A 13,657-nucleotide genomic window follows, 5' to 3' on the forward strand; every position below is an offset into this window, starting at 1 on the left:
GAAGTTCTCATGCAGCGCGTCAGCAATTAGTAAACAAGAAGCACAGAAAAACCTCTCAACAATTCACCGCATTGTTGAGAGGTTTTCTACTGGTTGAACCAGTGCTTCATGCTTTCGTCGAGTTGTTCGAATGTCCTGTCTAGCAATTCTTTCGGAATTTTTGAATACCCGTCTCCCATATGTACTTCGAAATAACAGGAGTGTTCATCCATTTCTTTGAGGTAACTGGTTATCCCTATTCCTGTTTGCTGTTCCAGCTCCAATAAAATCGGTTCGACTTGCTCTTTAGCTTGCCTGAACTGGACATGAAACATATTAGAAACCGGAACAGCAGGAAGTGTTGAAATGCCATAACACGCATTAAACCGTTCAGCCACTTCCTTAGCTTCCTCATAATACTGTTCCATTTTATTGGAACGCATGTCAAAGTAATAATCTGCGGGTATGATATAAGGATACAAACTGATTAAATCGCCGCCGTGGCGCCTTTTCCAAACTTTTGATTGCTTGATAAAATCGTTGTCACCTGCTAATATAGCACCCGCAATTCCGCCAATCCCTTTATATAAAGAAAGGTAAACGCTATCGAATAAAGAACAGACATCATGTGCTGTTTTCTGATAGTAAGGGAGAACTTCCAATAACCGGGCACCGTCGAGATGAAGCCGAATCTGCCGATCACGGCAATATTGAGAAATTTGTTCAAGCGTTTCAAAACTTGGCAACTGACCGCCTATTTCCCGTTGTGGCAGTTCCAATAAGATAGCCGCAACCCCGTCTTCCATTTTGATGACGTCATTCAGATCGATTACCTGATCACGTTCAGTAAGGAAAACCGAGTCAATATGATGCAATTCTTTTAAACCGCCTTCTTCATGAATCTCTAAATGGCTAAGTGGATGGTACGCTACTTTTCCAGTTCCCTTTTCATCACACCAGATTCGCAAGGCAATTTGCTGGGCCATCGTGCCGCTCGGGAAAAAGACCGCGTCCTTTTTTCCTAATAAAACTGCCATTTTCTTTTGGAAATCCTCAATGATCCGGCCCTTACCATACTTATCACTTTCCAGTTCATCTTCTATATTTTGAAATGCTTCTTTTAAAACCTGGATATTCCGTTCACCATTTCCCGCCAGTTTGTAGGCCGTTTGATTATAGGCCCTCTCTAATTGATTTTCTTCACCCACCTTATAAACCCCTTTCAGAAAAACTTATACGTATTCTTTCCTGAAGTTTTTGCCTCGTACAAAGCCTGATCAGCGTGTTTAAGAAGTGCCGCTAATTCTTCAGTACCACTGGCCGGATATGTGACAACTCCGATACTTGTAGAAAGTTGATACTGGGCATCCCACTTACTTAAGCGATCGAGTACATGCTGCGCCTGTTGGCTTATGTCTTCTTTACTGCCTATAGAAGGAAAATGCATGACAAACTCATCGCCTCCTAATCTGACCGCAAAAGCGTCCGGCTGTTCAGCCGCCAACTTCTGAAGCCTGGAAGCTACTTCCTTCAACACGCCATCGCCTGCTTCATGGCCATGGATATCATTTACCTTTTTAAACCCATCCAAATCCAGAAAGAGAATCACGCCACCTTTACTGGAATGATTGTCAAAGAAATTAGAGAGATACCGTCTGTTATACAGATCCGTCAACGCATCCCGATAAGCAAAACGCTCAAGATCCAAATAATAAGAAAACATCCGAACAATTTTTTGCAGTAATTGGATACTCTTCGCATCAAAGTGGGTGACTTCATCATTGATTGCACATAATGTTCCAAATTTCTCTCCATTCACAAGAGAAATCGGTAAGCCCAAGTAAGACCGGATATTCACTTCATCAAGCTTCTGCTGAAGTTTCTCTAAGCTGCTTTCTTTTTGGATATCTTCATAGATCAGAGGCTGGTTGTTTTGAAAATCCACTCGATTGCAAAGCGTTTCATTCAGGTTTAACACCAGTCCTTCTGCCACGGCAATACTGGTATCTTCATTTGAAAGCTTGAGAATAACTTGTTGGCTATCGCTAAGTGACGTTAAATAGATCAATTGATCCGGCAAGATTTCTTTTGCCAATTCCAGCACATCGTTGGCCAGTTCATCAAAATTTTTATACATCTGCAATTCTTGATACGTAGTTACCATGGCACACCTCGAATATTTTCAAATTTCATTTTATCGATCCATCCTCTCTTAAGGAAATGAAGCAATCTTAAAATCATTTCCTTGCTTCAAAAAACGGGGATCTTGTTGTATTTCTTAAAGCTTAACATATCAAGCTGATAAGCATTTAATATGAATTCAAAAATATTTCTTCCCATCGGCAAAGATTGCTTCTTAATTTACACCTAATAAAAAAGGACGAAACCGGTGTGGTTTCATCCCTTTTGCTGATGGTCTTGAGAATACGATCTTCCAGTCATTTTGTTAATCGCAACAATTTTTCGTTCAGTTACAGTTTGCAATAAAACACTCAATAAGAAACCCAGCTTAATCCTGTAGTTCCTTCGCCTGCATGGACGCCTACACAAACGCTTAGTGCAGCAACTTGCACTTTCAATGCTGGAAATTCTTGCAAAAGCTCGCTCTTCCATATTTCTGCGTCAGTGGCATTATTGCAGTGAATAACGGAAACTTCCGGAACAGTGCCCGTCTCCATATCCGCACGAAGGGAAAGAGTGACTTTGTCTTTCGCCCGTTTGTTTAAACGAACCTTTTCTTTCAGGATGGTTATTCCATCTTCAAAAGTGATCACCACTTTAATGTTCAGCAGATTGGTGACGAAGGTTTGTGTGCCAGACACACGCCCGCTTTTATGCAATTGATTCAAGCTTGAAGGAATAAAGGACAATCTCGACCGAGTCGCCATTTTATTGATCGTTGCCACCACTTCTTCCGCGTCTTTGCCTTCTGCAAACAACCCTGCGCCTACTTCAATCATCTTCCCCATTGGAAAAGAGCCGATTTTTGAATCGATGGGATAGACATTGAAATTTGTCATCTTCGCAGCTGCCTGGGCACTTTCAAATGTCCCTGAAAGGCCACTCGATAAATGAAGCGCAATCGCAAAGTCATACCCTTCCGACTCCAATTTTTCATACAAAGATACCATCTCGCCAATTGCAGGCTGTGAAGTTTTAGGTGAGACTTTCGCTATCCGTAATTTATCGTAAAACTCTTCTTGTGTAAAATCGATGGATTCCCGAAACGATCCATCCGAAAAAACCACACTAAGAGGCAGAATGTGGACATTGTGTTTTCGGATGAAATCCTCATCCAATTGCGCAGCCGTATCAGTAATCCAAGCTATTTTTTTCATTGACGTTTCTCCTCTAAATGTGAGTTTATCAGCATCGTAAGTGGCCTGCTCTTGCTAACTTACAGGAGGATTTAAACAAGTGCTAGTGACAGCCGTCATATACATAAAAAGTTCTAAATAGGCTGACATGATTTGAACATATATTGCTGTTTTTCTTTTTTGAGAATAGGAGCTATATATGTTCAAATAAAAAAGCCTCCTCTTAATTCATTGAATTGAGAGGAGGCTCATGGATTTAAATTTACTATGACCAATAAATAATCACGGTTTATTGAAGCATCTTTTCGTCCCGGGTAAAATCAAGGACTTAAAGAATTACTTACATCATGCCGCCCATGCCGCCCATATCAGGCATTCCGCCCATAGGTGCTGCTGGTTCCGGAATGTCTGCTACGACTGCTTCAGTCGTCAAGAACATAGCTGCAACAGAAGCTGCGTTTTGAAGCGCTGAACGGGTAACTTTGGTTGGATCGACGATTCCTTCTTCCACCATGTTAACCCACTGTCCATTTGCTGCGTTGAAGCCGATGCCGATTTCTTCGGATTTCAGGCGGTGAACGACGATTGATCCTTCAAGGCCTGCGTTTGTCGCGATTTGGCGAACCGGCTCTTCAAGTGCACGAAGCACAATGTTGACGCCTGTTGCTACGTCGCCTTCCTCTGTTTCAAGAAGTTCTGCAACCTTGTTGTAAATGTTGACTAGCGCTGTACCACCGCCGGCAACAATGCCTTCTTCGACAGCTGCACGAGTTGAGTTCAACGCATCTTCAATGCGAAGTTTACGTTCTTTCAATTCTGTTTCAGTAGCCGCTCCGACTTTGATGACTGCAACGCCGCCAGCCAATTTAGCTAGACGCTCCTGCAATTTCTCTTTGTCGAATTCAGAAGTTGTTTCTTCGAGCTGGTTGCGGATCTGTGTAACACGAGCGACGATTTGTTCCTGGTCGCCGGCGCCTTCCACGATGGTTGTGTTTTCTTTCGAAACAACCACTTTTGATGCGCGCCCAAGCTGAGCGATGTTCGTTGTCTTCAATTCAAGTCCAAGATCTTCTGTAATCACTTCTGCGCCAGTTAGTGCAGCGATATCTTCCAGCATCGCTTTGCGGCGGTCACCGAAGCCTGGTGCCTTAACAGCTACAGCATTGAATGTGCCGCGCAATTTATTGACAACCAATGTCGCCAATGCTTCGCCTTCAACATCTTCAGCCACGATCAACAATGGCTTGCTTTGCTGAACGACTTGCTCAAGAATCGGAAGGATTTCCTGGATGTTGCCGATTTTCTTGTCAGTAACCAAGATGAATGGGTTATCCAATACCGCTTCCATTTTGTCTGAATCCGTCACCATGTATGGAGACTGGTATCCACGGTCGAATTGCATTCCTTCAACCACATCAAGTTCAGTTGTGAAGCCGCGAGATTCTTCCAAAGTGATGACGCCGTCGTTGCCGACGCGCTCCATTGCTTCTGCGATCAGTTTGCCGACTTCTTCATCACCAGATGAAATCGCTGCAACTTGTGCAATCGACTCTTTTCCTTCGATTGGCTTGGAAATGGCTTTCAATTCCACAAGCGCGTTTTCCACTGCCAATTCGATTCCACGGCGGATGCCTACAGGGTTCGCGCCAGCTGTAACGTTCTTCAAGCCTTCACGGATCATTGCCTGCGCAAGAACCGTCGCTGTCGTTGTCCCGTCACCGGCGATGTCGTTTGTTTTAGAAGCTACTTCCGCAACAAGTCTCGCCCCCATGTTTTCAAAAGCATTTTCAAGTTCGATTTCTTTTGCAATCGTTACACCATCATTGGTGATCAACGGCGAACCGAATTTTTTATCAAGAACCACGTTGCGCCCTTTTGGCCCAAGTGTCACTTTTACTGCATTTGCTAATTTATCTACGCCTTGCAGCATTAGACTGCGTGCGTCTTCACTGAACTTAATATCTTTTGCCATGTTTAGCTTCCTCCTGTTTCGCTGGTTTATTTTAGCCTAAAACTGCTAATATATCATTTTCACGTAAAATCAAATATTCTTTGCCTTCATATTTCAATTCAGATCCTGCGTATTTCGAGAAGATGACGCGGTCGCCAGCTTGCACGTCCAATTCTGTGCGCTGCCCGTTTTCACGGATAAGTCCATTTCCTACAGCGATCACATGGCCCTCCTGCGGTTTTTCCTGTGCTGAACCCGGCAAGACGATTCCGCTTGACGTTTTTTCTTCCGCTTCGATGAGCTCAATAATTACACGATCTCCTAGTGGTCTTAACAATTGAAACACCCTCCTCAAATTATCTAAATGTTCTCGATTAGCACTCTCAACCTCTGAGTGCTAACCCACTACCAAGTTTAATAAAATCTTCAGTCTTTTGCAAGCGGTAACCATTAGTATTTTGATTTCTTTGCGGTTGTTCTTTGAAAGCTCTACAATAGAAGGAGCATCCCCCAGTGAAAGGAATTACATCATGCCCACCAAACGAAAAACCTTTATAGACAGTTTCTTGAAAAACGGCAGCTCCTCTCGCCCGAAAACCAAAAAGAACAGCAGCTACCGCCCGAAAGCACAAGGGACAAAAACGCCGCTTTATGTATTGTTGATCTTTATTGCTGCACAATTATCACCGATTCTGTTCATCTCCCCTACCTTGAATTATTTCCTGGACCAAGGCATGGACCGGGAAGCTGCCGGCGCCGCCACTTCAGGCTGGCTGATTTTCCTGACTATGGGCATCGGTTTCATTTTAACGCTCCTGATCATTTTCCGGGACAAGCGCTTTTTCGATATATGGAAAGGCACAAAATCCACGGTCCTCATGTCGGTTGTCTGGGGCTTTCTCGGCTTTCTGCTTCTGCTGATCGGCCAATCAGTCGCCGCTTTAATTGAAATGAAGGTTCTCGGCATTGATCCCGGTTCTGAGAATACCGCTTCCTTAGTCTATATCGCTGAAGCGGTGCCACTCGCTATCGTTTCAATCGTCTTGTTCGGACCAATTCTCGAAGAACTGGTTTTCCGCCGCGTCCTGTTCGGTTCACTGAACCAAACGACCAATTTCTTTTTCGCAACAGCGATCAGTGCATTGGTGTTCGCTTTGATTCACTTTGATTTTACGCATTTGCTGCTTTACTTCACTACCGGCCTGATCTTGGCGTTCCTGTATCAGAAGACCAAACGGATCATCACGCCGATTATTGCCCATATGTGCTTGAATGGCTATGTCATGCTGATTCAACTCAATATGGACAAAATTTTGGAATTCCAGGAACAGATGGAAAAACTTCAAACAACCGGATTTTCTTCTTTCTTTCAATGAGCAGTAAAGAGACGAAAAATATTTTTCCATGAGAAAAAGCCTTCCCCGATTTTGATCGGTGGAAGGCTTTATTTTTCTTCAATGGTTTGTTGCTGTTCTTCGATAATCTGCTGTTGCTCCGCTTTCAAGAACTTACGGTAACCAATCTTAGCGATGATGACACTGAATTCATACAGCACAATCAACGGCAAAGTCACAATCATATGCGAGACGATGTCCGGCGGGGTAATGAACGCTGCAATGATCACTAAACCAAGATAGGAGTACTTGCGGTATTTCGTCATCAGCATCGGGGTAATGATCCCAAGCCTTGTCAGAAACAGCATAAGGACCGGCAGTTGGAAAATCAAACCGAACGGCAACGTAATCTGGAACAGAAACTGGAAGTACTCATTGATGCCAATTGTTTCTTGAATATCCATATTGTCAGAGATATTCAGCATAAATCCGATGACATAAGGAAATAGAATCAAATACGCAAAAGCGATGCCTCCCAGAAATAATAGAACAGAGAACGGAATGTAACTTAATGTCGCTCTGCGTTCTTTATCGAGAAGACCTGGACTGATAAACGCCCAGAACTGATACATGATCAATGGGGACGTGATGATCAGCGCTAAAATCATCGTAACCTGCATAAAAATTTTCAGCGGATCCGTAATTTTAAACGCATTCAACGTCAGGTTTTTCGCTTCTTCGGTATACTGCAGATACTGGATCAGCGGTTGGGCAAGAAAAAAGCTGACAATAAGCGCTAATACAAAGAAAACGACTACAATGGTCAGCCGTTTTCTCAATTCACCTATATGTTCAACTAACGTCATATCTTTTTCTGTCATCAGACAAACATCCTATCGTATTTCCTTTTGCTCATCTTTCTTTTTCAAATCTACTTTATCGTCGTCGTCATCCACAAGTCCTTTTGTAGCGTTTTTAAACTCGCGCAAAGACGAACCGAATGCTTTTCCAAGTTCCGGCAACTTTTTAGGACCGAAAACTAACAAGGCAACAACCCCGATAACGATGATACTCATTGGACCTGGCATACGTGGCACCTCCTGTATTATGGCTCTATTTTACATCATTCAAGCTGTTTTGGCTATTTCCAAAGGCCTTTGAAATGTGAAGGTTTTGAGTCATTGCTGCTTGATCTGGTATATCAAAGTCTGCAGTTCAACGGACAAATCGATGGTCTGGACACGGATATGGTCGGGAACCGAAATGCGGACAGGCGTAAAATTCAAAATCCCTTTGATTTCGGTCTTCGCCAAACGGTCTGTCACTTCCTGGGCCGAGCGTGACGGCACTGTCAAAATAACCAGTTCCACGCCGTACTCTTTGATCTTTTCTTCAATCTTGTCTGGATGGTAGGTATCGATATCACTGATCTTTTCGCCTTCCACCGGACTGTTCGAGTCAAAGGCCACAATGATTTTCGTGTTGTGGTTGCGATGGAAATTATACTTTAAGAACGCACTTCCGAGTCCTCCGACACCGATCAGCGCCACATTGGTAGCTTCGTCCTGATCCAAAGTCTTCCGAAAAAAGAGCAGCAGTTCCTGGACATCGTAGCCATAGCCTTTTTTTCCGAGCGCTCCCAGATGGGAAAAGTCGCGGCGGATTGTGGCCGAATCAATTTTCATCGCTTCGCTCAATTCCTGCGAAGAGATCCGTTTTTGTCCGGCATTCGCAAAATTTTGAAGGAAACGGTAATACAAAGGCAGCCGTTTGGTTGTGGCTTGCGGAATTTTAGATGTCTCATGTAACATACGCTTTCGCATCCTCCTGAGGTGTTGTCAAATCGCTTTCATCTTACATTAGGAGCCTTGATATGTAAAGGCTTGTGCAATTGCGAACCAACGCCCCATCAGCTACACTTAGAGAGAATAGAGGTGACCTACATGATAGTTTTACAAGTGAATCAAGTCCATAAATCATTTGGCGCAGAAGAGATCCTTTCAGGCGTCAAATTGGAAGTACAGCATCGCGACCGTGTTGCATTAGTAGGCCGCAACGGTGCAGGAAAATCCACTTTATTGAAAATCATCGCCGGTGAAATGTCCCATGACAGCGGCGACATCATCATGCCGAAAGATTTGACGATCGGCTATTTGGAACAACAGACCAATTTGGAGTCGGATGCCACCATCTGGGATGAAATGATGACGATTTTCCATCATTTCCGTGAACAGGAATCGAAACTTCGCCGCTTGGAAGCACAAATGGCCGATCCTGATATATACAATAATCCTGAAGAAAACGACAAAGTCATGAAAGAATACGATCTGCTCCAGCATGATTTCAAAGATGCAGGCGGCTATCAATATGAAGCGGATACACGAGCCATCCTGAATGGCATGAAGTTCTATCCCGAAGATTACGACAAGAAAGTGGTGTCATTATCCGGTGGCCAGAAAACCAGATTGATGCTTGCCAAGCACCTGCTCAGCAAGCCGCAATTGCTGATTCTCGATGAACCGACCAACCACTTGGACATCGAAACGCTCAGCTGGCTGGAGAACTACTTGAAGAACTACCCGGGTGCTTTGCTGATCGTTTCGCATGACCGTTATTTCCTCGACCAAGTGGTAACGCTGGTCTATGAAGTTTCCAGACACCGAGTCAAAAAGTATACCGGCAACTACAGCCGTTATTTGAATGAAAAAGCTAAACAATACGAATTGGACCAAAAGCAGTTTGAAAAACAGCAAGGCGAAAAAGCCAAGCTGGAAGATTATGTCCAACGCAATCTGGCACGGGCTTCAACGACCAAGATGGCACAAAGCCGCAGGAAGACCCTGCAAAAAACCGAATGGATGGAAGCTCCCGACGGCAATGAAAAATCAGCCCGCTTCGGCTTTACTATTGGCAAACAAAGCGGCAATGACGTCTTGAATGTCCAATCGCTGAAAATCGGCTATAGCAGCAAGCCTGTATCCGAAAATATTTCATTAAAACTGTACCGCCAGGAAAGCATGGCATTGGTCGGACCCAACGGCGTCGGCAAATCGACGTTGCTGAAAACCATCATGAAAGAGCTGAAACCGCTTGATGGCGATATTCATTACGGAACCGGCATCCAATTCGGCTATTACGACCAGGAACAAGCCAATTTAAAGGGCAATAAGCTGGTGCTGAACGAATTATGGGATGATTACCCTCTCATCAATGAAAAAGACATACGCGGCATCCTTGGGCGTTTTTTGTTTACAGGGGATGATGTCCTTAAACCGGTCTCAACTTTATCAGGCGGCGAGAAGGCACGAGTGGCCCTTGCCAAGCTGATGATGCAAAAAGCCAATGTCCTGCTTCTTGATGAGCCGACAAACCACTTGGATCTCGACAGCAAGGAAGTACTCGAGAACGCCTTGCTGGATTATCCCGGCACCCTGCTCTTTGTATCGCATGACCGTTATTTTATGAACCGGATCGCTACAAAAGTCATTGAGCTTACTAAAGACGGCACAACCGAATACCTGGGCGATTATGATTATTATGTAGAGAAAAAATTGGAAATCGCTGAATTGAAAGCTCTTGATGAAGCAGAGTCGATGACGGAAGTAAAAGCGCCAACCGCGACTTCCACTTCGCAGATCAACAAAGAAGCGAAAAAACTGGAGCGCCAGCTGGTCCGCCAATCTGAAGAAGCCGAACAGGTAATGGAGAAACTAGATCAGCAAATTGCTGAAATTGAAGAACAATTGTGTGAGCCGGAAATCTTCCAGGACCACGAGCGGGTCTTGCCGCTTCAAAACCAATTGGAATCCTTAAAAGCCTCTCACGAAGAAACCATGGCACAATGGCTAGAACTACAGGAAAAAATTGAAAGTATTTAGTTTTGAACCGGCTGTTTTTCAGCCGGTTTTTTTGTTACTATATATAGGTCAATAGGGTTTCGCAAAATATTTATTTCCACAGATTTCCCCACAACTTAGAAGTTGTCTTATCAACTGTCAACAGTCTTATCCCCATTATCCACAGGTTAACAAAATACTATCCACATAGTTTTCCACTTCTACTTACACAATATGTAGGATATCCTCTATTTACCCCCTAGTTATAAACAGTTTATTCACAAATTGTGCATAAGTACAAATGTTCTCTCTTGACAGAAAAATTCTGCCATCTTCATAAATATCTGAATTTTATGGTAAAAAAAAGCAAGTAATTACACACATTCCAGATGACCTGAAATGATGAAATTACTTGCTTTTATTAAATCCATGAGGTTAATGGCATACCCGGCCGTCCATTCATTGCCAACGTGCCATATAATCCTTTTTCGTACATGACAGTGCCTGCGGCTGCAATCATCGCTGCATTATCTGTACATAAAGGCAAAGAAGGAATATAGAAGGGAATCTCTTTTTCTTTGAATACCGATTCCAACGAGCTTCGCAAGCCTTTATTCGCGGCTACTCCACCAGCAGCAATCACTTGCTGGACTTTGTATTCCTCAGCAGCGCGCAGCGTTTTTCCAGTCACCACTTCCACTACACTGTTCTGGAAACCGGCTGCTACATGTTCTGGAGCTATTTTTTCGCCGCGCTGAGCTGCGTTATGCATGTAATTCAAGACAGACGATTTCAATCCACTGAAACTGAAATCGTAAGAACCTTCCTCCAGCCAAATTCTTGGAAATGCAATAGCCTCATCACTGGCATGTGCCAATCGATCAATATGAGGGCCGCCTGGATAAGGGAGATCCAGTGTCCGGGCAACTTTATCATAGGCTTCTCCAGCTGCATCGTCCCGTGTTTCTCCGATTACAGTGAAATCACCATGTTCTTCCATATAGATCAATTCCGTATGGCCACCAGAGATAACCAGCGCCAGAAGTGGAAATTTCATCTCTTGCTCCAAACGATTGGCATAAATATGGCCTGCGATATGATGGACTCCTACTAAAGGCAGCTGATGGGCAAAAGCAAACGCTTTGGCCGCATTGACGCCAATCAGTAAAGCACCTACTAGACCTGGCCCTTCCGTTACCGCCACGGCATTCAGCTGATGCGGTTCCATTGCTGCCAACTGAAGCGCTTCTTCAATAACCAATGTAATTTGTTCTACATGGTGCCTAGAAGCAATTTCCGGCACGACCCCACCAAAACGTTTGTGGCTCTCAATTTGGGAAGCCACCACATTGGAGATGATTTCGGTGCCATTTTTAACAATCGAAGCTGCCGTTTCATCACAGCTCGTCTCAATTCCTAATATATAAATGTCTTTATTCATCAAAATTCACCCACATCACTATGGCATCCTCATAATTGTCCGTATAATACCGCTTACGGATGCCTCCATTTTTAAATCCTAATTTACGGTAAAGATTTTGTGCGACTGTGTTGCTGACACGGGCTTCCAATGTCATCAAGATCGCACCATGCGCTTTCGCAGTATCAATTGCCGCCTGCATCAAGCCCTCGCCCAGTTTTTTACCACGCTGTTCGGGAAGGATGGCGATATTCGTCACATGTGCTTCGTCCATGACGAGCCACATTCCGCAATAACCTACGATGCCTTCACTTGTTTCAGCAATCACATAATATGCATGTTCGTTGTTGATCATTTCATAGTAAAAAGCGTCTTTGGTCCAAGGCAAGGTAAAAGACAGGCGCTCTATTTCATAAACCTCGTCAATGTCCGCAATGGTCATTTTTCTGAATCTCACATCTTCAATCATAGAGGTTGTCCTTCTTGCGCTTTATTATAATTGGCTTCTGCTTCTGTAATGCGGCGGTATTCAGGAACAGCATGATGAACATTGCTTTTTGGAGATTCCTGAGCCAGCAAAATGAGATTGGAAGCACGCGGCAACCGGTTCTGCATTCCGCTGAAATGAGCTGTTTCACCCAACACTTCACTGATTAATGCTTCGTGCAAGGACACATCCATCCCCGTGAAGAGTACAGGACGATTGAATTCTTTCACTTTCAATAAAAACTCTTTTACATCACTATGCTGATCGCCAATCACCGGTATCAAGCTGCTGCCCTCATATAAGCCGATAAAGGCGGTACCGCGCCGCGCATCCATCAGTGGACAAACCAGCCCCTCAAACCCTTGGCCGTTTGCAGCAAGCACCTTCAAGCTCGAGACTGGATGAAGGGGAATTTTCAAAGACCAAGCCAATGTTTTGGCAATGGTCAATCCAATACGCACACCTGTATAAGAACCTGGTCCTTCCGCTACGGCAATGTGCGTCAGGTCAGCAGGCGCCACTTTCGCTTTTTTCATCATTTCTTCAATCGCCGGCATCGCAGTTAGCGAATGATTGATTTTTAAATTAGATGTTTCTTCTATTAAAACCTTGCCATCTTCAATTAACGCAAGCGCCAAAGGAGAATTCGAGGTATCGATTCCTAGATAAATCATGATAAGTTTAGCTCCTTGCAAAGATTTTCATAGCGTCTGCCAATCGGGTGGAGGATAATCTTGCGTTCTTGCTCTGATTGCCGGGTAATTGTAATTTCCAGACGCTCCGTGGGTAGGTATTCTTCTATAAATGTTGCCCATTCAACTACCGATACTGCTTCGCTGCTGAAAAATTCATCAAACCCGATGTCTTCGTCACTGTTCTCAAGACGGTAGACATCAAAATGATTCAATTCCAGACGACCGGAATATTGTTTTAAGATTGTAAAAGTCGGACTGTTGACCATCCGCTGAATTCCAAGTCCTTTTGCTAAGCCTTTTGTGAATGTCGTTTTCCCAGCCCCTAAATCGCCTTCGAGCGTCAAGAGGTCTCTAGGTTCCAGCAGTTCAGCCAAACTGGCCGCAAACGCTTCGGTTTCTGCAGGCGAGTTCAATGTAATTGTGTATGCCATTATCGTGTCACCTCTATTGAGTCTTTACATAGTTTAGCGAAATTGTTGAAGTAAATCAAAATATATCGTTTTGTCAGTGGTTTTTAATGAAAACAAAAAAAATAAACACAGCAGGATCGCTGTGTTCATCATCAAAATTACGGTCCCGACCGGGATCGAACCGGCGATCTCCTGCGTGACAGGCAGGCATGTTAACCGCTACACCAC

Annotated in this window: 14 protein-coding genes; 2 read left to right on the forward strand and 12 right to left on the reverse strand. The window is 44.0% G+C overall.

Annotation, left to right across the window (positions count from 1 at the left end; all coding sequences use genetic code 11):
- Nucleotides 1-86 precede the first annotated feature (86 nt).
- From IRE19_RS15975 to groES, 5 genes are all read right to left on the reverse strand, one after another.
- On the reverse strand, nt 87-1,187 hold the full coding sequence (locus IRE19_RS15975) for a beta-eliminating lyase-related protein (RefSeq protein WP_203341162.1): 1,101 nt from the start codon (nt 1,185-1,187) through the stop codon (nt 87-89).
- 14 nt (nt 1,188-1,201) lie between these two features.
- On the reverse strand, nt 1,202-2,143 hold the full coding sequence (locus IRE19_RS15980) for a sensor domain-containing diguanylate cyclase (protein ID WP_203341163.1): 942 nt from the start codon (nt 2,141-2,143) through the stop codon (nt 1,202-1,204).
- Between the two features lie 328 nt (nt 2,144-2,471).
- A complete protein-coding gene (locus IRE19_RS15985) occupies nt 2,472-3,317 on the reverse strand; it encodes a DegV family protein (protein ID WP_203341164.1) in 846 nt (281 codons plus the stop codon).
- A gap of 319 nt (nt 3,318-3,636) precedes the next feature.
- Complete coding sequence (gene groL, locus IRE19_RS15990) at nt 3,637-5,268, reverse strand: chaperonin GroEL (protein WP_191716438.1); 1,632 nt, start codon at nt 5,266-5,268, stop codon at nt 3,637-3,639.
- Between the two features lie 31 nt (nt 5,269-5,299).
- On the reverse strand, nt 5,300-5,584 hold the full coding sequence (gene groES / locus IRE19_RS15995) for a co-chaperone GroES (RefSeq protein ID WP_006831533.1): 285 nt from the start codon (nt 5,582-5,584) through the stop codon (nt 5,300-5,302).
- 193 nt (nt 5,585-5,777) lie between these two features.
- Here groES and IRE19_RS16000 point away from each other — a divergent pair, with 193 nt between their 5' ends.
- The gene (locus IRE19_RS16000; protein WP_191716439.1) at nt 5,778-6,623 is read left to right on the forward strand and encodes a CPBP family intramembrane glutamic endopeptidase; all 846 of its coding nucleotides are present in this window, start codon (nt 5,778-5,780) and stop codon (nt 6,621-6,623) included.
- Between the two features lie 68 nt (nt 6,624-6,691).
- On the opposite strand, the gene tatC is transcribed toward IRE19_RS16000, so the two are convergent.
- The 3 genes from tatC to IRE19_RS16015 all read right to left on the reverse strand — a co-directional run bounded on the left by tatC (nt 6,692) and on the right by IRE19_RS16015 (nt 8,392).
- Nucleotides 6,692-7,462, reverse strand: coding sequence for a twin-arginine translocase subunit TatC (gene tatC / locus IRE19_RS16005; RefSeq protein WP_203341165.1), 771 nt, complete (start codon nt 7,460-7,462; stop codon nt 6,692-6,694).
- A 12-nt stretch (nt 7,463-7,474) separates the two neighbouring features.
- The gene (locus IRE19_RS16010) at nt 7,475-7,669 is read right to left on the reverse strand and encodes a twin-arginine translocase TatA/TatE family subunit (protein WP_191716441.1); all 195 of its coding nucleotides are present in this window, start codon (nt 7,667-7,669) and stop codon (nt 7,475-7,477) included.
- 90 nt (nt 7,670-7,759) lie between these two features.
- Nucleotides 7,760-8,392 (reverse strand): redox-sensing transcriptional repressor Rex, encoded by a 633-nt coding sequence (locus IRE19_RS16015; protein ID WP_191716442.1) that lies wholly within the window; start codon nt 8,390-8,392, stop codon nt 7,760-7,762.
- A 132-nt stretch (nt 8,393-8,524) separates the two neighbouring features.
- Between IRE19_RS16015 and IRE19_RS16020 the strand changes: the two genes are divergently transcribed.
- Nucleotides 8,525-10,459 carry an ABC-F family ATP-binding cassette domain-containing protein gene (locus IRE19_RS16020; RefSeq protein WP_191716443.1) on the forward strand — a complete coding sequence of 645 codons (1,935 nt, stop codon included), beginning with the start codon at nt 8,525-8,527 and terminating at the stop codon, nt 10,457-10,459.
- 379 nt (nt 10,460-10,838) lie between these two features.
- Here IRE19_RS16020 and tsaD read toward each other — a convergent pair whose 3' ends face one another.
- The 4 genes from tsaD to tsaE are packed head-to-tail and all read right to left on the reverse strand — an operon-like array spanning nt 10,839 to nt 13,450.
- Nucleotides 10,839-11,858, reverse strand: coding sequence for a tRNA (adenosine(37)-N6)-threonylcarbamoyltransferase complex transferase subunit TsaD (gene tsaD, locus IRE19_RS16025; protein WP_203341166.1), 1,020 nt, complete (start codon nt 11,856-11,858; stop codon nt 10,839-10,841).
- Nucleotides 11,851-12,306 carry a ribosomal protein S18-alanine N-acetyltransferase gene (gene rimI / locus IRE19_RS16030; protein WP_203341167.1) on the reverse strand — a complete coding sequence of 152 codons (456 nt, stop codon included), beginning with the start codon at nt 12,304-12,306 and terminating at the stop codon, nt 11,851-11,853. Before rimI ends, tsaD begins: the two co-directional genes overlap by 8 nt.
- Nucleotides 12,303-12,998: a tRNA (adenosine(37)-N6)-threonylcarbamoyltransferase complex dimerization subunit type 1 TsaB gene (tsaB, locus tag IRE19_RS16035; protein WP_203341168.1), complete on the reverse strand. Its 696-nt coding sequence runs from the start codon at nt 12,996-12,998 to the stop codon at nt 12,303-12,305. The genes rimI and tsaB overlap by 4 nt, the downstream gene beginning before the upstream one ends.
- Nucleotides 12,995-13,450 carry a tRNA (adenosine(37)-N6)-threonylcarbamoyltransferase complex ATPase subunit type 1 TsaE gene (tsaE, locus tag IRE19_RS16040; protein ID WP_191716447.1) on the reverse strand — a complete coding sequence of 152 codons (456 nt, stop codon included), beginning with the start codon at nt 13,448-13,450 and terminating at the stop codon, nt 12,995-12,997. The genes tsaB and tsaE overlap by 4 nt, the downstream gene beginning before the upstream one ends.
- Nucleotides 13,451-13,657 lie beyond the last annotated feature (207 nt).

Source organism: Planococcus beijingensis, assembly GCF_016820615.1.
Taxonomy (GTDB): domain Bacteria; phylum Bacillota; class Bacilli; order Bacillales_A; family Planococcaceae; genus Planococcus; species Planococcus notacanthi.